This window comes from Pseudovibrio sp. Tun.PSC04-5.I4 (assembly GCF_900104145.1).
GTDB lineage: Bacteria > Pseudomonadota > Alphaproteobacteria > Rhizobiales > Stappiaceae > Pseudovibrio.
The window spans coordinates 2,603,951-2,623,459 of record NZ_FNLB01000006.1 but is presented as its reverse complement, the minus strand read 5'-3'; the positions used below and the strand labels follow the sequence as shown (position 1 = coordinate 2,623,459).

15 protein-coding genes are annotated in these 19,509 nt (G+C 51.6%); 14 read left to right on the top strand and 1 reads right to left on the bottom strand.

Going from position 1 to position 19,509, the window contains the following annotated elements:
- Nucleotides 1-11 precede the first annotated feature (11 nt).
- From BLS62_RS17445 to BLS62_RS17380, 14 genes are all read left to right on the top strand, one after another.
- A complete protein-coding gene (locus BLS62_RS17445) occupies nucleotides 12-3,761 on the top strand; it encodes a nitrate reductase subunit alpha (RefSeq protein WP_093183302.1) in 3,750 nt (1,249 codons plus the stop codon).
- A complete protein-coding gene (narH, locus tag BLS62_RS17440; protein ID WP_093183299.1) occupies nucleotides 3,758-5,296 on the top strand; it encodes a nitrate reductase subunit beta in 1,539 nt (512 codons plus the stop codon). Before BLS62_RS17445 ends, narH begins: the two co-directional genes overlap by 4 nt.
- Entirely contained in the window at nucleotides 5,296-6,018 is a 723-nt protein-coding gene (narJ, locus tag BLS62_RS17435; protein ID WP_093183296.1) for a nitrate reductase molybdenum cofactor assembly chaperone, read from the top strand. Before narH ends, narJ begins: the two co-directional genes overlap by 1 nt.
- Nucleotides 6,019-6,020: 2 nt before the next feature.
- A complete protein-coding gene (narI, locus tag BLS62_RS17430) occupies nucleotides 6,021-6,734 on the top strand; it encodes a respiratory nitrate reductase subunit gamma (protein ID WP_093183292.1) in 714 nt (237 codons plus the stop codon).
- 6 nt (nucleotides 6,735-6,740) lie between these two features.
- On the top strand, nucleotides 6,741-7,631 hold the full coding sequence (locus tag BLS62_RS17425; protein ID WP_093183288.1) for a peptidylprolyl isomerase: 891 nt from the start codon (nucleotides 6,741-6,743) through the stop codon (nucleotides 7,629-7,631).
- A 165-nt stretch (nucleotides 7,632-7,796) separates the two neighbouring features.
- Nucleotides 7,797-8,789: a Gfo/Idh/MocA family protein gene (locus BLS62_RS17420; RefSeq protein ID WP_093183285.1), complete on the top strand. Its 993-nt coding sequence runs from the start codon at nucleotides 7,797-7,799 to the stop codon at nucleotides 8,787-8,789.
- A 628-nt stretch (nucleotides 8,790-9,417) separates the two neighbouring features.
- On the top strand, nucleotides 9,418-10,428 hold the full coding sequence (locus BLS62_RS17415; RefSeq protein ID WP_093183282.1) for a BMP family protein: 1,011 nt from the start codon (nucleotides 9,418-9,420) through the stop codon (nucleotides 10,426-10,428).
- A gap of 80 nt (nucleotides 10,429-10,508) precedes the next feature.
- Nucleotides 10,509-12,056 carry an ABC transporter ATP-binding protein gene (locus tag BLS62_RS17410; RefSeq protein WP_093183278.1) on the top strand — a complete coding sequence of 516 codons (1,548 nt, stop codon included), beginning with the start codon at nucleotides 10,509-10,511 and terminating at the stop codon, nucleotides 12,054-12,056.
- Nucleotides 12,053-13,144 (top strand): ABC transporter permease, encoded by a 1,092-nt coding sequence (locus tag BLS62_RS17405; RefSeq protein ID WP_093183275.1) that lies wholly within the window; start codon nucleotides 12,053-12,055, stop codon nucleotides 13,142-13,144. Before BLS62_RS17410 ends, BLS62_RS17405 begins: the two co-directional genes overlap by 4 nt.
- 3 nt (nucleotides 13,145-13,147) lie before the next feature.
- Nucleotides 13,148-14,089 carry an ABC transporter permease gene (locus BLS62_RS17400; protein ID WP_093183272.1) on the top strand — a complete coding sequence of 314 codons (942 nt, stop codon included), beginning with the start codon at nucleotides 13,148-13,150 and terminating at the stop codon, nucleotides 14,087-14,089.
- A 33-nt stretch (nucleotides 14,090-14,122) separates the two neighbouring features.
- Complete coding sequence (locus BLS62_RS17395) at nucleotides 14,123-15,421, top strand: amidohydrolase family protein (protein ID WP_093183269.1); 1,299 nt, start codon at nucleotides 14,123-14,125, stop codon at nucleotides 15,419-15,421.
- Nucleotides 15,422-15,623: 202 nt separating this feature from the next.
- Nucleotides 15,624-16,352, top strand: coding sequence for an MBL fold metallo-hydrolase (locus tag BLS62_RS17390; RefSeq protein WP_093183267.1), 729 nt, complete (start codon nucleotides 15,624-15,626; stop codon nucleotides 16,350-16,352).
- Nucleotides 16,353-16,566: 214 nt separating this feature from the next.
- On the top strand, nucleotides 16,567-17,040 hold the full coding sequence (locus BLS62_RS17385) for a CesT family type III secretion system chaperone (protein ID WP_093183264.1): 474 nt from the start codon (nucleotides 16,567-16,569) through the stop codon (nucleotides 17,038-17,040).
- Nucleotides 17,037-18,176: a hypothetical protein gene (locus BLS62_RS17380; RefSeq protein WP_093183262.1), complete on the top strand. Its 1,140-nt coding sequence runs from the start codon at nucleotides 17,037-17,039 to the stop codon at nucleotides 18,174-18,176. Before BLS62_RS17385 ends, BLS62_RS17380 begins: the two co-directional genes overlap by 4 nt.
- 84 nt (nucleotides 18,177-18,260) lie before the next feature.
- Here BLS62_RS17380 and BLS62_RS17375 read toward each other — a convergent pair whose 3' ends face one another.
- Entirely contained in the window at nucleotides 18,261-19,247 is a 987-nt protein-coding gene (locus BLS62_RS17375; protein ID WP_208990924.1) for a nucleoside recognition protein, read from the bottom strand.
- Nucleotides 19,248-19,509: the final 262 nt, after the last annotated feature.

The following is a 19,509-nucleotide window of genomic DNA, read 5'->3' as shown; positions in this document are numbered from 1 at the left end:
GGGCATTTCAGATGTCTCTACTCCTCGATAAACTGAACTTCTTCGCTAAACAGGACACTGGTACCTTTGCAAATGGGCACGGTGTTACGACCAATGAAAACCGCAATTGGGAAGACAGCTATCGGAAGCGATGGCAACACGACAAAATCGTCCGCTCAACCCATGGCGTGAACTGTACAGGATCATGCTCCTGGAAGATCTATGTGAAGGGCGGGATCGTCACTTGGGAAACCCAGCAGACAGATTACCCGCGAACCCGACCGGACATGCCAAACCATGAGCCTCGCGGTTGTTCTCGTGGTGCCAGTTACAGCTGGTACATGTACTCCGCCAACCGCGTAAAACATCCGCTGATCCGCTCACGTCTGTTGAAGGCCTGGCGCAAAGAGCGGGCGGTTAAAATGCCGGTTGCTGCGTGGGCAGCCATTCAGGAAGATCCGGCCAAGCGCGCTAACTACATCAAGGTACGCGGCCACGGTGGTTTTATTCGTGCCACTTGGGAAGAAGTCAACGAAATTATGGCGGCAGCCAATGCTTACACCGCCAAGAAATGGGGGCCAGATCGCGTTGTCGGCTTCTCTCCAATTCCAGCGATGTCGATGATTTCCTACGCTGCAGGCACACGGTATCTCTCTCTCTTAGGCGGCACCTGCTTGTCGTTTTACGATTGGTATTGCGATCTGCCTCCAGCCTCTCCGCAAACATGGGGTGAGCAAACGGATGTTCCTGAATCTGCAGATTGGTACAACGCTGGCTTCCTGATGCTATGGGGTTCCAATGTTCCGCAGACCCGTACGCCAGATGCGCATTTTTACACCGAGGTTCGCTACAAAGGCACCAAGTCTGTTGTTGTCTCGCCAGACTATTCCGAAGCTGCCAAATTCTCAGATCTCTGGCTTCATCCTAAACAGGGAACTGATGCAGCATTGGCGCTGGCGATGGGCCACGTCATCCTGCGCGAGTTCCATTTGGACAGACAAGCTACGTACTTCGAAGATTACTGCCGTAAGTACACGGACATGCCACTGCTCGTGCGTCTGGTGAAAAAAGATGGCCAGTACATTCCAGAACGCCTGCTCCGCGCTTCTGAGTTTGCAGATAAGCTGGGCGAAGAAAATAACCCGGAATGGAAAACAGTAGGGGTTGATCGCAAAACCAAAAAAGTCGTTGTTCCGCACGGCTCCATCGGTTTCCGCTGGGGTGAAAAAGGCAAGTGGAACCTTGAAGAACGAGACGGCTCCGGCACTGATGTCGACCTTGCGATGACGTTCATAGAATCCGGCGATCATGACGAGATCGCAGATGTTGCCTTCCCGTATTTCGGTAATCGTGAACATGACCATTTTGAAGGGACTGATCATGAAAGCGTGCTGGTTCGCAAAGTCCCAGCTAAGAAAATTCAATTGAAAGAAGGCGAGGCGCTTGTTGCATCTGTCTTTGATCTGTTCATCGCAAACTATGGCTTGGATAGAGGGTTGGGCGACACAAACTCCGCAAAATCCTATGACGAAAACCAGCCTTATACCCCTGCTTGGGCAGAGAAAATTACCGGCGTACCAAAAGATCATATCATCACAGTTGCCCGTGAGTTTGCAGTCAATGCCGAGAAAACCAATGGGCGTTCTATGGTTATCGTCGGGGCTGGTTTAAACCACTGGTACCACATGGATATGAGTTACCGCGGCATTATCAATCTGCTGGTAATGTGTGGTTGTGTTGGTCAGTCTGGTGGTGGTTGGAGCCATTATGTGGGGCAGGAAAAACTGCGCCCGCAAACAGGTTGGACGGCACTGGCGTTCGCGCTGGACTGGTCCCGCCCACCGCGGCATATGAATTCCACCTCCTTCTTCTACGCGCACACAGACCAATGGCGCTACGAAACGCTGAAAGTGGACGAGATCCTCTCCCCAACAGCGCCTGATGGCGATTGGGACGCCTCCCTGATTGACTACAACATTCGCGCTGAGCGGATGGGGTGGTTGCCATCTGCACCACAGTTGGAGGTGAACTCACTCAATATAGTCAAGGCGGCAGAAGAAGCTGGCCAAGAGCCTAAAGATTATGTCGTCGCAGAGTTGAAGTCCGGCGGCTTAAAACTCTCCTGTGAGGATCCTGATAAGGAAGTAAACTGGCCGCGAAATATGTTCGTCTGGCGGTCAAATCTGCTGGGTTCCTCTGGGAAAGGCCATGAATACTTCCTGCGTCATTTGCTTGGCACAGAACACGGGGTGCTTGGCAAAGACCTTGGTGAAGAAGGGCGGCAACGTGCAAAGGAAGCTGTCTGGCATGATGAAGCACCGGAAGGGAAACTGGACCTTCTCGTAACACTCGACTTCCGCATGTCCACCACCTGTATGTACTCCGATATCGTGTTGCCGACCGCAACCTGGTATGAGAAAAACGACCTCAATACTTCCGATATGCACCCCTTCATTCACCCCCTTTCCAGTGCCGCCGACCCGGCTTGGGAAGCGCGCAGTGATTGGGAAATCTTCAAGGGCCTTGCCAAGACGTTCTCCGAGATTTCCTCTGAGGTGCTGGGCAAAGAGAAGGATGTAGTTCTGGTCCCGATCCTGCATGATACCGCAGGTGAAATCGCTCAGCCCTTTGATGTGGATGACTGGAAACAAGGAAAGATTGACCCGATTCCGGGTAAAACAATGCCGAATATTGTGGTGGTTGAGAGGGATTACGGGGAGGTCTACAAACGCTTCACTGCTCTTGGACCACTTATGCAAAAGCTCGGCAACGGCGGGAAAGGTATCAGCTGGAATACAGACCCTGAAGTTGAACTTCTCAGAGGCCTCAATGGTGCGGTGCTGGAGGAAGGCTCAACCAAAGGGATGCCACGGATTGAGACTGATATTGATGCAACTGAGGTTGTTCTGTCTCTCGCGCCAGAAACCAATGGCGAAGTCGCCGTAAAAGCATGGGCGGCGCTCTCTGAGTTTACAGGCAGAGACCACACCCATCTGGCAAAACCCAAAGAAGAAGAAAAGATACGCTTCCGCGATATCGTCGCCCAACCGCGCAAGATCATTTCCTCTCCAACCTGGTCAGGCATTGAATCTGAACACGTTTGCTACAGCGCGGGTTACACCAATGTGCATGAGCTGATCCCCTGGCGGACGATCTCTGGTCGCCAACAGCTCTATCAGGATCACCTTTGGATGCGGGCCTTCGGTGAAGGGTTCTGCGTGTACAGACCGCCAATTGATACCAAGGCTGTGAAGCCGGTGATTGATGACAAATCAATGGGCCGCAAGCAACTGGTGCTTAACTTCATCACGCCTCACCAAAAATGGGGCATCCATTCAACCTACACCGACAGCATTATGATGCTGACGCTGAGCCGCGGAGGTCCGGTGGTCTGGATTTCTGAAGTGGACGCCCAAAAAGCGGACATCGTGGACAATGATTGGGTTGAGGTGTTCAACATCAATGGCGCGCTCGTCGCCCGTGCCGTGGTTTCCCAACGCATGAAAGAAGGCACGATCTACATGTATCACGCTCAGGAAAAGATCGTGAATACGCCGGGATCAGAGCTCACCGGGCAGCGTGGCGGTATCCATAACTCGGTCACCAGAACTGTTACCAAACCAACTCATATGATTGGTGGGTACGCTCACCAATCATATGGCTTCAACTACTATGGAACGGTTGGTTCCAACCGGGATGAGTTCGTTGTCGTTCACAAACTAGAAAAAGTGAACTGGATGGAAGAGCCATTGGATAATGGTTCTCAGGAGGCCGCAGAATGAAAGTCCGCGCACAAGTCGGAATGGTGATGAATCTGGATAAGTGTATTGGCTGCCACACCTGTTCCGTCACCTGTAAAAACGTTTGGACGAACCGTGAAGGCATGGAATACGCTTGGTTCAACAACGTGGAAACCAAACCCGGCATTGGCTATCCCAAAGACTGGGAAAACCAGAAGAAATGGAATGGCGGTTGGATCCGCAAGCGCAATGGTAAGATCATCCCGAAGATGGGGTCCAAATGGCGTATTCTGGCAAAGATTTTCGCCAATCCTGATCTTCCCGAAATTGATGATTATTACGAGCCCTTCGATTTCGACTATGAACATTTGCAAAGCGCTAAAGAAAGCGCACAAATGCCAACCGCTCGCCCAAAATCAGCGATTACAGGGGAGCGTATAGAAAAGATAGAATGGGGACCAAACTGGGAAGAAATCCTTGGTGGTGAGTTCTCCAAGCGTTCAAAAGATTACAATTTCGAAGGCATTGAAAAGGAAATCTACGGCGAGTTCGAAAACACCTTCATGATGTACTTGCCGCGCCTTTGTGAGCATTGCCTCAACCCAACCTGTGTTGCAGCGTGCCCCTCCGGTGCGATCTACAAACGTGAAGATGATGGTATCGTCTTGATTGATCAGGAAAAATGCCGTGGTTGGCGTATGTGTGTTTCTGGGTGCCCTTACAAGAAGATCTATTTCAACTGGTCTTCAGGCAAATCAGAAAAATGCATTTTCTGCTATCCACGCATTGAAGCCGGTCAACCAACTGTATGTTCGGAAACCTGCGTCGGTCGTATCCGGTATCTCGGTGTGATCCTTTATGACGCGGATAAGATTGAGGAGGCTGCGTCCACCGAGGATGAAAAAGACCTCTACGAGAAGCAGCTTGAAGTCTTCCTCGATCCACATGACCCAAAAGTGATTGAGCAAGCCCGAAAAGATGGCATCCCGGAAGACTGGATAAAATCGGCCAAAGCCTCTCCAATTTACAAAATGGCGATTGACTGGAAGGTGGCCTTCCCACTGCATCCAGAATACCGCACTTTGCCAATGGTTTGGTACATCCCGCCACTTTCCCCAATCCAGTCAGCAGCAGAAGCTGGCAAGATCGGTTGGGATGGTGATTTGCCGGATGTTCGCTCAATGCGCATCCCGGTTCGCTACCTCTCCAATCTTCTGACAGCCGGGAAAGACGAGCCAATCGTCACCGCATTGGAACGGATGCTCGCCATGCGCTCGTATATGCGGTCCAAGTCAGTTGATGGGGTGATCAATGAGACTATCGCCGAAAAGGTTGGCCTGACCAATGAGTTGATCGAGGACATGTACAAGATCATGGCCATCGCCAACTATGAGGATCGCTTCGTTATCCCAACCACGCACCGTGAAATCTCCGAGGATGCCTACGATGCTCGTGGCTCCTGTGGTTTCTCCTTCGGCAATGGGTGTTCTGGTGGCAGCGATGGCACAGACCTCTTTGGCGGTACACGCAAAAAGACAGTTCAAACACCAACCGATATCTTCAAGGAGATGCGCTGATGATAGTCTCCTTAAAAGTCCTGTCTCTTCTGTTGAACTACCCAACTCAAGCGCTCCTGGATGACCTGCCTGCACTCAAGCAGGCGGTGAGTACTGATAAGCTGCTCACCGCAAAAGCACAAAAGTTTTTCGGTAACTTGTGCGATGATCTGGCAAAGCAGGATATTTACGACGCACAGGAACGATACGTCTTCCTGTTTGATCGCACGCGCTCTCATTCACTACACCTGTTTGAGCATGTGCATGGTGAAAGCCGGGATCGTGGTCAGGCACTGGTTGACCTGCGAGATATGTATTTGAAGAACGGATTTGCGGTCGATACCACAGAGTTACCGGACTTCATTCCGTTGTTCCTTGAATATCTTGCTCACCAATCCTTTCCAGAAGCGCAGGAAATGTTGGGTCAGACAGCGCATATCTTTGAAGCCTTGAGAGTACGGCTCAAAAAGAAGGGCTCAATCTACTCCAACGCCTTTGCCGCGGTCTCTGAGATCAGCAAAGCTGAGCCGTCACAAGAGCTTCTCTCCGACATTCTGGCTGTGCCGGAAGATGATCCAAATGATCTGGAAGCGATGGATCGCATTTGGCAGGAAGAGGCCGTCAAATTTGGCGGAAATGCAGGCGAAGGCAGTTGTGGTCCCGACCGCCTGAGAATGCAGATGAGAGCGGCGGACAGACGTCCGCCAGAAGTAACGACCCAGAACATGCAAGGGGAGAACTAGTGATGTCTGGCTTCTTCAACACGTTGTTCTTCGGAATATATCCGTACATCGCCCTTTCGGTTTTGATTGTGGGAACAATCATCCGGTATGACCGCGAGCCTTATAGTTGGCGAGCCGGCTCAAGCCAGCTCCTCCGCCGCAAGCAGCTGATGTGGGGATCCGTCCTCTTCCATGTGGGCGTGCTGATTATCTTCTTCGGCCACCTCGTCGGCTTGCTTACCCCAATCGTCTTGTTTGATCTGGTCGGCATCAGCCATGGTGCCAAGCAGGTTCTAGCCGTTGTTGTTGGCGGTATCGCAGGCCTTATGGCGATTGTTGGCGCAGGAATGCTCATTCATCGCAGGCTTTATGATGCAAGGGTTCGCGCCACGTCCAGCACCATGGACACCTTCATCATCTGCTTACTGGGCTTCCAGTTGCTGTTAGGTCTGGGAACGATCCCAGTTTCTCTCATGCATCTGAATGGCGAAGAGATGGTGAAGTTTATGAGCTGGGCGCAAGGTATATTCACCTTTAACGGCAGTGCCGCAAATAATGTGAGTGATGCATCCTGGATCTTTAAGCTACACCTCTTTGTGGGCTTAACAATCCTGCTGATCTTTCCGTTCACACGCTTGGTTCACATGCTCAGCGCACCTGTCCGGTACCTATGGCGTCCCGGCTATCAAATTGTGCGCGAACGCAATTCCAACAATCCACGTAATCCGGCAGAGTGAGGGATAATGGCTAATCTGTATACCAATCCAAACCTTGGTGCAGACGGTGTTCCGGCAGGTCTCGACCTGCCGAGTACCAAGGTTCCACCTAAAAGTAACCCAGTCCTCAGTGAAGTGTCGGTGAATGGCGTCGAAATCCCTGAACTGGACATTTTGGCAGAGGCCCAAAATCATCCCGCTGAAAATCCGGGTCAAGCCGTCCAAGCGGCTGCGCGGGCATTGGTGGTCCGCGAACTCCTGCTCCAACAAGCAAGAGTTCTGGGTATCAGCGCATCTCCTGAAACTTTGGCGGAAGGCAGCGAAACGATGGAGGATGCAGCCATTCGCGAGCTGATTGAGATTGAGGTCGAAGTTCCGCTAGCCTCTCAAGATGAGTGCCAGCGCTATTATGAAAACAACAAGGCACGTTTCAGCTCAGAGCCAATCTATGAGGCTCGGCACATCTTGTTCTCCGCAGGGTCTGAGCAACAAACAGCTCGCAGTATTGCCAAAGCGCGAGCGATGGATGTGATCAAGGTTCTCAGTGACAAACCAGAAGCCTTTGCGGACCTCGCGCGGGAATACTCTGCTTGTCCCTCTAAAGAGCAAGGCGGAAATCTGGGGCAGCTGACCAAAGGCAGCACAGTTCCAGAATTCGAAGCAGCTCTCCAAACCTTGCAAGTAGGGCAGATCACCAGTGAACCGGTGGACTCCAAATTCGGCTACCATATCATTGCCCTCAATCGGAAAATTGAAGGAAACATCCTGCCGTTTGAGCATGTAGAGGAAACAATTCGCGCATGGCTGGAGGCAGCAAGCTGGTCGCGAGCCGTATCGCAGTACATTGGTATTTTGGCAGGTGCCTCCGAGATAAAGGGAATAAATATCGCAGGAACGGATAGCCCATTGGTGCAGTAGCACTGCGTGTGATCGCATAAAGTGCATCTTTGTCGCACTTTATTAGGTTGGATAATCGTTAACTCATTGATGAATAGTGTTTTCTACACGCGCGAATGTGATTAGAAGTGATTGTCCAATCGCTTCCCCTGATGTTCTTGGGATCCTGTGTTCTGGAGAGAAACAATGCCGAAACTGAACTGGGGCTTTCTGGGAACAAGCTTCATCTCCTTGACGATGGCAGACGCCATTCAGGAGGAAGGGTCTACACGGATACACTCTGTTGCAGGACGCTCAGAAGTTCCTCTAAAAGTTTTCGCTGAGAAATACGACGTAGAACACACCTTTGATGACTTTGACGAGCTTATTGATGATGAAGCCGTTGATATCATCTATGTTGCCCTGCCTAACCACGTTCACCATGAATATGTCATCAAGGCAGCGAATGCGGGCAAAGCCATCCTCTGCGAAAAATCACTCTCCGTGGATATGGAGAGAACAGATCAGGCGTTAAAAGCTGTTGCGGAAAACAATGTTTTCTTCGTTGAAGGGTTGATGTATCTGAACCACCCATTTGCCACTGCTCTTCGAGATGTGGTTGCCTCTGGTGAACTAGGTGAGATCCATTCAATCTCCGCTGAGTATTGTGCTTCTATTGCTCGGTTTGTGAACCCGGAAAGCAAAGGAGCGCTTTATAACCTCGGGTGTTACCCAACATCATTGATGCACTTACTGCTGCAAACAGCTTTCCAAAGTAGCATATTTGAGAGCTATAAGATCTCAGCTATGGGACGACGCGGTGCAGATGGAAATATCTGCGAGACAGCAGCAACGCTGCAGTTCAGCAACGGTGTCGCCTGCCAGCTTCACACAGCAGAAGATTATGGCCTGCATTCCGCTTTTACGGTGCTGGGGTCTAAAGCAAGTCTCGTGGTGAATTCCAATCCATGGCTGCCTGAGGCAGAAGGTAATACTTTCACCGTAACACCCTATGAGCAGCCCGGTGATACGCGTGTCATCACAGCAGACAGCAATGCCTTTGTCTATCAGATTCGTGCTATCCGTACTGCGATTGATGCAGGTGAGAAGATGCTGGAACGTCCGGCACCGTCCATGGAAGACAGTCGCCAGATCATGAAGATCCTCACTGATTGGGAAGCTGCAACCATCATTGCCTAACGCGCTTTTCCTAAGTGAAAACGAGAGGTGCAGCGAAGTACTTCTCGTTCTAGGCCAAGCTCCGAGCCGTTAAACCGCACAAATTTGTGCTGCTTTCACAACTATTCCCAAACTCCTCCAGGTAATTTCCTTTATGCCTTTCTGCGCACTTTTTGCGCAAAAATCGGGAATTTCCGCATGAAATCAATCTGATTCCTGCCTCAAAATTAGCCATCTTGAACAAAACAGATGCGTGATAAACTATTTTTCATGCTCTGGAAAATAATGTGAAATATTATTGATTGAAATTATTTGACCGGACAGTAAAATTTAAAAATGTTGCTTCGATTCGTGCGTTTTAGTGATGCTGTTCTAAATCCACAGCTAAGTTGTTTTAAATTAATATTTATTGCGTCGCTAAATACCTGAATACCATAAGAAAAGTACTGTGTGTTCTGCATTAAATTACGCGTAGGTCATGCAAAAATACTTCTGATGCATCTAGTCATTAGCCGCTTTGTCTCGTATACAGCCATTTTAATGCCTTTGTCCTTCTCAGGACACTTTCACATAAAATGCGAGATAGGGCAGATTGCGGCTGCAGTCTGATCTGTAGCCCTGCGTAAATATTTGATTTCAGGGGGTGTGCATGTTTGCAACACGTTTGAACGGCATTGTGAGACGTTCCGTACTCGCAGCCGTGGCTGTTTTTGCGGCCGTTATTACGGTTTCTTCTCCGGCAAAGGTTTTGGCCGCTGAACCTCTCAAGGTTGCAGCTATTTATACTGTTCCTGTTGAGCAACAATGGGTTGGCCGCATTCACCAAGCGCTGAATGCAGCAGCTGAGCGCGGTGAGATCACCTACGTTTACTCCGAGAATACAGCAAACACTGATTATGAACGCGTCATGCGTGAATATGCTGAAGCGGGCAACCAGCTCATCGTAGGCGAAGCGTTTGCAGTAGAGCGTGCAGCTCGCAATGTTGCTGCGGAATACCCTGATACGGCGTTCCTTATGGGATCCTCGTTCCCGGCTGTTGAACCAAACTTCTCCGTGTTTGACAACTTCATTCACGAGCCATCCTACCTCTCCGGTATGATCGCGGGTGCGAAAACCAAGTCAGGCAAAATTGGCATGATTGGTGGCTTCGCAATTCCTGAAGTAAACCGCCTGATGCACGCATTCATGAACGGCGCTAAGGCTGTGAACCCAGATGTTAAGTTCACCGTGAACTTCATCAACTCCTGGTACGATCCGCCAAAAGCAAAAGAAACAGCTTACGCTATGATCGATTCGGGTGCGGACGTGCTTTACGCAGAACGCTTTGGTGTATCTGATGCTGCTAAAGAAAAAGGCATCTTCGCAATCGGCAACGTGATCGACACAGCTTCAGATTACCCGAACACCATTCTCGCCTCTGCGATTTGGCATATGGAACCAACTGTAGATACAGCGATTACAGCTGTTAAGGCTGGTTCCTTCAAAGCTGAAGACTACGGCAAATACTCCTTCATGAACCAAGGTGGTGGCTCATTGGTCGTCGACGATGCACTGGTTGATGCTGAGCTTCTCGGTAAAGTCAAAGCTGTTGAGGCAACCATTCTGGATGGCTCCTTCACCGTTGAGATCAACGACGAAGAACCAAAGTCCTCCATGTAATATGAAGAGGGCCGGGAGGATATCTCGGCCCTTCTTGCTGTCTAAATACGCTATTTTCCTCATCAGTCTAAGGGTATCCCATGCCAGAAACTGAGACCGGGCATCCGCTGCTTTCTCTGCAAAACATCACCAAGATCTTTGGAGATCTGGTTGCTAATGGAAACGTCAATCTTGACCTGCATGCGGGTAAGATTGTTGCATTGCTTGGTGAGAACGGGGCAGGTAAAACCACGCTCATGAACATCCTCTTCGGTCACTATGTGGCAGATGAGGGACGTGTCATGGTCCGTCATCCCTCTGGAATCCTTGTGGACTTGGAACCGGGTGAACCGCAGGCTGCACTTGCAGCCGGAATTGGCATGGTCCACCAACACTTCACATTGGCAGAAAATCTCTCGGGCCTAGAGAATATCGTCCTTGGCACGGAGAAGCTTTTTGCCCGTAAATTCAGCCGCTCCAAAGCGAGGGCAAAGCTCAAGGAACTGATGCAGAGTTCCGGCCTTGAAGTGGATTTAGATCTCCGTGTTTCCAAGCTCGCAGTGGGCGAGCGTCAACGCGTCGAGATCCTCAAAGCTCTGTATCGGGATGCCAGAATTTTGGTGCTGGACGAACCAACCGCGGTTCTCACGCCGCAGGAATCCGATAGTCTTTTCAAAACCCTGAAGTTGCTTGCAGCCAAAGGCATGGCCATCATCTTTATCTCCCACAAAATGGTAGAGGTTCTGGGTGCATCCGATCGCGTTGCTGTTTTGAGAGGAGGGCGCATTGTTGCTGACCTCCCGACATCTGAATGCGATCGCCATATGCTTGCAGAGGTGATGGTGGGCCATTCTGTGCAGACAGCAGAGCGCAAACCGGGGTACCCGGAGGATGAAACTCTAATCTTCAAAGGGGTGAGCGCTGGCGAAGGCCGTGAGCAGATTGAGAACATCAATCTAGCACTCCGCAAAGGCGAAATCATCGGTCTTGCAGGGGTTTCCGGTAACGGACAGAGCATGCTGGCAAAAGTCCTCTCTGGCTTGGTAGAGCCAACAGCGGGCACCGTAACGCTGAGCGGCAAACCACTCAAAGCAAATGCAGCGGCTGCCATTAAATCCGGCGTAGCGCGTATCCCAGAAGATAGACATCACGACGGCATCGTCGGAGCCATGTCTGTGGAGGAAAACCTCGTTCTGGAGGAAATCCGCAAACCTGCTTATCAGCGTTTCGGTCTGCTGCGCTTCAATGAAATTCGCAAGCGCGCTGAAGAGGCTATCAAGGCCTACGATATTCGCTGCTCCGGTCCTTTGGCCGTCTCTCGTTTACTCTCAGGTGGGAATATCCAGAAGATCGTTCTGGCAAGAACGCTGGATCAGGAGCCGGCCATTGTATTGGCAGCTCAACCATCTCGCGGGCTGGATGTTGGTGCAACGGCGGATGTTCATCGCCGTTTGCAGGAAGCGCGAGATAGAGGCGCTGGTGTTCTTCTCATCTCGGAAGATCTGGATGAACTCTTCCAACTGTCAGATCGCATCGCCGTGATCCATCGTGGTCATGTGAGCGAGCCAATAATGACGGAAGAGCTGGACAAAAAACAGGTCGGCCTGATGATGGCAGGACACTCCACCAAAGGGGAACAAGCAGCATGATCCGGTTTGAACCTCGAAGCAACGTGTCTTCACTTTATGCCTTTGCACTCCCTGTCTTAGCGGGCATCGCGGCGCTTGCTCTGGCAGCAATTCCAATTGCCTCTGCTGGGGGAGAAGTGTTCGCCGCCTACGGGTATATGTTCAAAGGCGCGTTCGGCTCCAAATTCGCATTTTCAGAGCTGTTGGCTCGTGCAACACCGCTCATTTTCACCGGCTTAGCAGTGAGCGTTGCCTTCCGTGCAAAGCTTTGGAATATCGGCGCAGAAGGTCAGCTCTATGTGGGAGCGCTCGCTGCTGTTGCCATCGGCTCTGGCGCTATCACAGCGCCGCCTTACATCATGATCCCGCTGATTATATTGGCAGGCATGATTGCGGGCGGCACGCTGATGTTGATACCAACACTGCTGAAAACACGTCTCGGCGCGGATGAGGTGGTAACAACTCTTCTGTTGAACTTCGTTGTGCTGCTGGTTGTGCAGATGATGCTGGAAGGTCCGATGAAAGACCCGATGGGCATGGGGTGGCCGCAGTCTGAACCGATGACAGCTGCTGCGACCCTTCCAAAAATGATGGCTCGTATGCGGGTGCATTGGGGGCTGGTGATTGCTCTGGTGTCGGCTTTGGTCATTTACGTTATGATGAAGCGCAGCGTCTGGGGATTTGAGATCCGCGCCACCGGAGAAAACGTCTCTGCTGCAAAGCATGCTGGTATCCCGGTAACGTCCACGTTTATCAAAGTCGGTTTAATTTCCGGTGCACTCGCCGGTCTTGCGGGCGTGAGTGAAGTTGCTGGTTTGAAAGGCTATTTGACTGCCGATATATCTCCGGGCTTTGGTTACACCGGTGTTGTGGTGGCAATGCTTGCAGGCCTCTCACCCATTGGTGTGGTGGTCGCTGCCATGTTCATCGCTGCCGTGTTTGTGGGAGCTGATAGCATGAGCCGTGCCATGGGCGTTTCGAGTTACATCGCAGATCTTGTGGTTGCCACGTCATTGCTTTGTGTGCTGGTTTCCAGCCTGTTCGTTCGCTTCAAGGTGCGTTTCGTGCACCCCAAAAAGACACGACTTGCCGTCAAAGGGGAGGCTTAAGCCATGGAATACATTGATATTCTTCTCTCCGCCAATTTCTGGGCTGCTGCAATCCGCATAGCAACTCCGCTTATCTTCGGTGTGCTCGGTGCATTGGTCTGTGAACGTGCTGGTGTTCTGAATCTCGGCATCGAGGGCATTTTTGTTGTTGGCGCTATGTGTGGCTGGATGGCTGTCTGGCTTGGTGCTGGCCTGTGGGGCGGTATTCTTGCAGCCGCCTTGGCAGGGGCATTCTTTGGGTTGCTGCATGGGATATTGACAGTTCCGCTGGGTTTGTCTCAGCACGTTTCCGGGCTTGGTATAACCATGTTCGCCACCTCAGTGAGCTACTTCACCTACCGCACTGCCTTGCCAAAAGTGACCAGCCCGCCGCGTATTGAGGCATTCCAACCGCTTGATATCCCGTTCCTTTCCGACCTCCCGTTCATCGGTCCAGCTCTGTTCCAGCAAACCGCGATGACATTCCTTGCGCTCGCCATGGTCCTGTTGGTCAGTTACGTGCTCTATCGCACGCCGTTGGGTCTGGCGATCCGTGCGGTGGGGGATAACCCATCGGCTGTTGAAGCACAGGGCCTTTCCGTTTTCGCCCTGCGCATTGGCGCGATCATGGCAGGCTCTGCACTGATGGCATTGGGCGGCGCGTTCCTCACCATGTCGGCGTTTGATGCGTTCTTCTTTGGCATGATCAACGGTCGTGGTTGGATTTGTATCGCGCTGGTGGTGTTCGCAAGTTGGCGTCCGGGCAAGGCCTTGCTAGGGGCATTACTCTTTGGCGCGTTCGATGCATTCCAGATCCGTTTACAGAATGAAGTCGGTGCGGTCATTCCATCTCAGGTGTTCCTGATGATCCCGTATCTGCTTTCCATTATCGCGCTGGTTCTTGTGGCTCGCAAAGCGGATTATCCCCGCGCTCTGCTGCAACCCTATTTCCGCGGACAGCGTTAAGCTGAGACCCGATAAAAATAAAAAGGCACTGTTATGTCTCTGGATTTACTTGTAAAAAACGTTGTTCTGACCACTGGTGAAACGGGCGTAGACATCGCGGTTAACGGCGGCAAGATCACCGCCATCGAGAAGGATATCACCGCGCAGGCTGGCCGCATGATTGATGCGCAAGGCCAGCTCGTCTCCGCTCCATTCGTTGACCCGCATTTCCACATGGATGCAACGCTCTCGCTTGGCCTGCCGCGCATGAATGAAAGCGGCACATTGCTGGAAGGCATCAATCTTTGGGGCGAGCTGAAACCCCTGCTGACAATCGATGCTGTGGTTGAACGGGCGCTGCGGTATTGCGACCTTGCCGTTTCTCAAGGTCTGTTGGCAATTCGCTCTCATGTGGATGTGTGCGATGATCGTCTGTTGGGCGTAGAAGCGCTGCTGGATGTGAAGCAACGCATTGCACCATATATCGATTTGCAGTTGGTCGCCTTCCCGCAAGATGGCTTCTACCGCTCTAAAACTGCCGAGAATAACTTGCTCCGTGCGCTGGATATGGGCGTGGATGTCGTTGGCGGCATTCCGCATTTTGAGCGCACTATGGACGATGGCGCTCGCTCCGTGAAAGCGCTGATGGAAATCGCAGCAACACGCGGTCTGCGCGTGGATATGCATTGCGATGAATCCGATGATCCAATGTCTCGCCATATTGAGACACTGGCCTATGAGACGCTCCGCTTGGGAATGCAGGGCCGCGTAACCGGATCGCATCTCACCTCAATGCATTCCATGGATAATTACTACGTCTCCAAACTGCTGCCACTTATGGCGGAGGCAGATGTATATGCCATCGCTAACCCACTGATTAACATCATGCTTCAGGGTAGACACGATACCTATCCAAAACGCCGCGGCCAAACTCGGGTGCGCGAGTTGCGAGACTCTGGCATCACGGTAGGCTTCGGTCATGACTGCGTGATGGATCCATGGTACTCGCTGGGCAATGCCGACATGTTGGAAGTTGCCAGCATGGGAATGCATGTAGGCCAGCTCGCCAGCCGGGACGACCTGCGCTACAGTTTTGAGGCTGTGACCTCAAACTCAGCCAAAATCATGGGCTTAGAGGATTACGGCGTCAAGATCGGCGGCAATGCAGACTTCGTTCTGCTGCAAGCTAAAGACGCTATTGAGGCCATCCGCCTCAAAGCAACACGCTTGGCTGTTGTCCGCCGTGGCAAGGTCATTGCAGAAACGGCCCCGCGCATCACCAACCTGTCTCTGGAAGGTCGCCCCTCCACCGTCAATGCTGCTGAATATGTACCTAATGCAGGCCAGCTGTAGGAGGGGATAACCCCCAAAAAACACACTTGCGTTGGTATGTGCGTTGGTTTGCGTGGAAGACGTATTTCCTGAAAGGTTTTCGTCCCGCCTGTTTGTGGGGCGAAATAGATGCCAAACCCACCAATTAAACTTATGCCCCTCTTCACTCAGTGCAGCTAGGATGAGTTTATCTGAGCACCTGGACTGATGGGAGGGGAGAGTGATGGAACGCATCCCGGCGGAGAAGTGGTACCGCACCACAAAACTGGCAGATGACATCACTCTGATTGATGAGCCCTTCATCAAACAGTTCTACCGCTGCAACATCTGGCATATTCGTGGGCGGCACAAAGACCTGATGGTGGACAGCGGCATGGGTGTTGTCAGCTTGCGCCAGCATGTGGCACTGGTTTCGGAAAAGCCGGTAATGGCCGTGGCAAGCCATACTCATTTTGACCATATCGGCTGCCATCATGAGTTTCCGCATCGCTTTGTCCATAAGGCTGAAGCAGAGCTGCTTGCACATCCAACCCGCAAAAACACACTGGCTGATCCCTATGTGACCGATGACATCTTCGATGCACTCCCGCCGGCAGCCTACTCATCCTCTAAGTACGCGGTGAAACCGGCACCAGCTAATCACGAGCTGGAAGATGGCGAAGTCCTCAGCACGGGGGATCGGCATTTTGAGGTGATCCATACACCGGGCCATTCTCCGGGCGGGATAGCCCTTTGGGAAAAAGCAACGCATACTTTGATCGCCGGAGACATCGTCTATGATGGACCACTGGTGACAGACTGCTATCACTCAGATATGGCGGAGTACATCGCCAGTATGAAGCGCCTATTGGATATTCCAGTGCGCACAGTCCACGGCGGCCACTTCCCCAGTTTCAACGGCCAACGCCTGCATGAGATTATTCATGCGTTCCTGAAGGAGCATGATACGTGACGGGTTTTGTGGCCCTGCAAAGCATAGTCACGTTATCGGACGCGTATCACTCAGAGCACCTTGTTGTATTCGTATTTCTACGCAGAAGAATAGTTGGTGCCCTGTGACGCTTAGAACAGTCTACTTGCCAGTCTTCACCTAGTCTTCATGGCAGGGTTGGTTGCTCATTTTACAACAGCAACCTCCTGATGAAATTGGGGAGGCAGTGAGGCGAATGCGCGGGCTGGCAGATGAACTATTCAATGAGATTGGGAAGAGAATTGGCTTAGACGGCCTTTCTCTGGATGAGGAGAACAAGCTGCTGTTAGGCTTGGAGCAGGAGCTGTTTATGAGCGTCCTGTGGCGTGAGCAAACAGAAACGCTCCTCTTCAATTCCGTTGTGAGCAAAAAGCCTTGCCGGGATGCTCAGGTATTGCATGCATTGATGCAGGCCAATTGTGTGCTGACAGAAGGCCGGGGGATGAGCTTCAACCTTGACCCTGCCACGGACCATGTGAACCTCTCACTGATTGTATCAATTTCAGACAAGTCTTCTTTTGTTTTGCAGGAAAAGCTGGATCTCTTCATCAGCACCGCTGTGGCATGGCACGAGCGTTTGCAACGCTCTGAGCCGTTGGAGCTCGACTGGGGGCATTCCACGCCAACACCTTGCGAAGATCATTCAGAAATTATGGGATTAAGATTATGACAGCGATTGGTTTGAGCAGCTTTGTCTCGGTCGCAAATGCCTTGCCCGAGGGTGGCAAACTCGCGGTTGTTGAGGGAGAGTTGAAAGCCTGCGCAACATCCTCCATGGGTGGTCGTCTTGTAAGCTGGGTGAAACAGCAAACCACTGGTGACGCCCAAAAGGGTGCCGACCAAGGCGCATTCCGTCTGGCGCTGAACAACCAATATGGCGAAAAGTTGGGCGAGCGAGCTTATACGCAGGCATGCCGGGCTTGCGGACACGAAGATGGCCGAAGCCATGGCCTGACTGCAAAACAGGTGCATGTTGGCGTGTCTTTTGCGGAGATGTGTATGCTGCGTGATGAAGGCTCTGCCATACGGACGAAAGCGCTGTCGGAAGACGTTAAGCGCAACCCCATCAACGGTGTCGTCCAGACGGCAGATAGGCATCCGGCGATTTCAGTAAAAAAGGAAATTGCGGATACCAATGGCTCCCTTTCAGAAGTGCTCGCGGCGCGAATTGACGGGAAGTACACAGACCAAAACCCATATCACGTAGAGCGTGAGCTCATGGCGCGTGTGAGCACCGAGATCGCAGAGAAGTTTGATCCGTTCTGCGCGGAAGAGGCAACGTCAAAAGCTTGGAGCTCTGAGCTGCTGCAACACATCTACAGCGATGTTCTAAGGGATTCGAGACCTGTCGAGAATGGATCGGCGTTGAAAATTATAAACACTCAGTTCCCGATGAAAGTCGCTGTCGAACGGTTTGAGAATAAAGTCTGGCAATATGCCGAGCAGAGCTTCCTCAAAAGCCTACCTGAAAATGTAGGCAGTGCGTTTCATGAGTTAGAGCAGCAGCTGGACTGGGATAATTTCCCTGATCTGGCACAGAGTTTTGGTGTCTCGGGTGTTGGTTGGGACGATGAAACGACTGCGCCATACTTCTCAGCAAACATCAGCTCCATTCGAGATCTCGCTATGGAACGACTTCTTGAAAAGCGGAATGATCAGGAATTTCTTAGCACTATGACGAGTGAGAGCTTCAACGACCTGATTGAAGATGTATTGGAAGGCTTGAAATCACCGCAGCCTAAACACGCAAGCCCAACTGCCGAAAAGCATGACAAAACTGAAACCAGACACGTGCACTGGGTCTAGGGCTTCTGGCTCTGGCAGATCAAAAGATACACAGTCCATTCCCGAAAGCGATCCAAACATTCGGGGATGGACTTAAAGTTATTCTCAGCCAGCAGCCTTAGCTGGCTTGGCAGGGCGGTAGAGGAACCGGTTGAACATATCCTCCGGCATCATCTGGATCAGACGCCCAATGACAGTCATCGCAGCCACGCAAAAGACGAAACGTCCAACAAGCGCGCCAGACCAATGCGCGCCAAACGCCATCATCACCAGCGGGTCTTCAATCAAACCGTGGCAGATGCCCATGAAGGACAGCGACAGCACCACATCGCGGGAGGAAAGCTTGCCTTCCCGTGCTTCGCGGATGATCAACCCGCCACCATAAGAAAGCCCAAGCAGCACGCCCACCATAGTGATTGGCGTCGCAGCCTTGCTGATGCCCATAATGCGCAGCAGAGGAGAAAGTAGCCAACCGAGAAGGTCGGTGATCTTCACCAGTTCCAGCAGCTTTAAAAATACAATGAGCGCCAGAATGATCCAGAACATGGAAAACAGCAAGGATGCGCTGAAATAGCCCCACTGCAACCATGTCTCATCAAGGGTTGGCGTGTAAGGCAGCCACGAAAGCTGCATAGGTTGCTGAAGCCATCCACCTGTTGTGTAAACCAAGTTAAGCACGATGCCGTAGCTAATGCCAACAACGAACCGCAGGCCGGAAGAGAAGATGAAACTGATGCCAGCACGCCGGGAGATGCTCTGCTCCAATGGCAACGCATGTGCAATCAGTACGATGGAAAGCAGCACCGTCACATCTGCAACAGAGAGCGCAACCAGCGGCAAAATGCTGATCATCACCGCAACAGCAGAGTAGGTGCTCACCAGCAAGCCAACCGCAAGAACCAGACCCGTCGCAGCAGGCAAGCCCATCAAACCCATCAGCGGTTCAAGAACGGTGCCAAGATGATCAACCAGACCAAACTCCATGCCGATGCGAACAAGGATCATGACAGGCACCATGGTTTTGACCATGATCCAAAAAAGGCCAACGGAGTCTTTTCCGATTTTTTTGCAAGCAACGACGAAACTATTCATTATGAGACCAGAGCAATATGCGCATTCTAGGGGAAATTGCGCAGATAAAGGGGACGGGAAAAACGAGAGGAAGCCCGCCCTCTGATGTATTGCCCTGAGAAACTACTAGGATATTTCACGATTTGAAGAAATAGTCTTTTACTCAACGCCCACCACCTAGATTCTCAAAGGAGATGCAGGTCGATGCCATTCTGGAGCTTCGAAGTGTGCATCAAGTGTTCAGGCATTATTGTAAAAAACTACCCGCATATTTCATGATTTG

Excerpts from the sequence above, each read along its gene's own strand:
- BLS62_RS17445 (WP_093183302.1), top strand. The coding sequence starts at position 12 with ATGTCTCTACTCCTCGATAAACTGAACTTCTTCGCTAAACAGGACACT.
- narH (WP_093183299.1), top strand. The coding sequence starts at position 3,758 with ATGAAAGTCCGCGCACAAGTCGGAATGGTGATGAATCTGGATAAGTGT.
- narJ (WP_093183296.1), top strand. The coding sequence starts at position 5,296 with ATGATAGTCTCCTTAAAAGTCCTGTCTCTTCTGTTGAACTACCCAACT.
- narI (WP_093183292.1), top strand. The coding sequence starts at position 6,021 with ATGTCTGGCTTCTTCAACACGTTGTTCTTCGGAATATATCCGTACATC.
- BLS62_RS17425 (WP_093183288.1), top strand. The coding sequence starts at position 6,741 with ATGGCTAATCTGTATACCAATCCAAACCTTGGTGCAGACGGTGTTCCG.
- BLS62_RS17420 (WP_093183285.1), top strand. The coding sequence starts at position 7,797 with ATGCCGAAACTGAACTGGGGCTTTCTGGGAACAAGCTTCATCTCCTTG.
- BLS62_RS17415 (WP_093183282.1), top strand. The coding sequence starts at position 9,418 with ATGTTTGCAACACGTTTGAACGGCATTGTGAGACGTTCCGTACTCGCA.
- BLS62_RS17410 (WP_093183278.1), top strand. The coding sequence starts at position 10,509 with ATGCCAGAAACTGAGACCGGGCATCCGCTGCTTTCTCTGCAAAACATC.
- BLS62_RS17405 (WP_093183275.1), top strand. The coding sequence starts at position 12,053 with ATGATCCGGTTTGAACCTCGAAGCAACGTGTCTTCACTTTATGCCTTT.
- BLS62_RS17400 (WP_093183272.1), top strand. The coding sequence starts at position 13,148 with ATGGAATACATTGATATTCTTCTCTCCGCCAATTTCTGGGCTGCTGCA.
- BLS62_RS17395 (WP_093183269.1), top strand. The coding sequence starts at position 14,123 with ATGTCTCTGGATTTACTTGTAAAAAACGTTGTTCTGACCACTGGTGAA.
- BLS62_RS17390 (WP_093183267.1), top strand. The coding sequence starts at position 15,624 with ATGGAACGCATCCCGGCGGAGAAGTGGTACCGCACCACAAAACTGGCA.
- BLS62_RS17385 (WP_093183264.1), top strand. The coding sequence starts at position 16,567 with ATGCGCGGGCTGGCAGATGAACTATTCAATGAGATTGGGAAGAGAATT.
- BLS62_RS17380 (WP_093183262.1), top strand. The coding sequence starts at position 17,037 with ATGACAGCGATTGGTTTGAGCAGCTTTGTCTCGGTCGCAAATGCCTTG.
- BLS62_RS17375 (WP_208990924.1), bottom strand. The coding sequence starts at position 19,247 with ATGAATAGTTTCGTCGTTGCTTGCAAAAAAATCGGAAAAGACTCCGTT.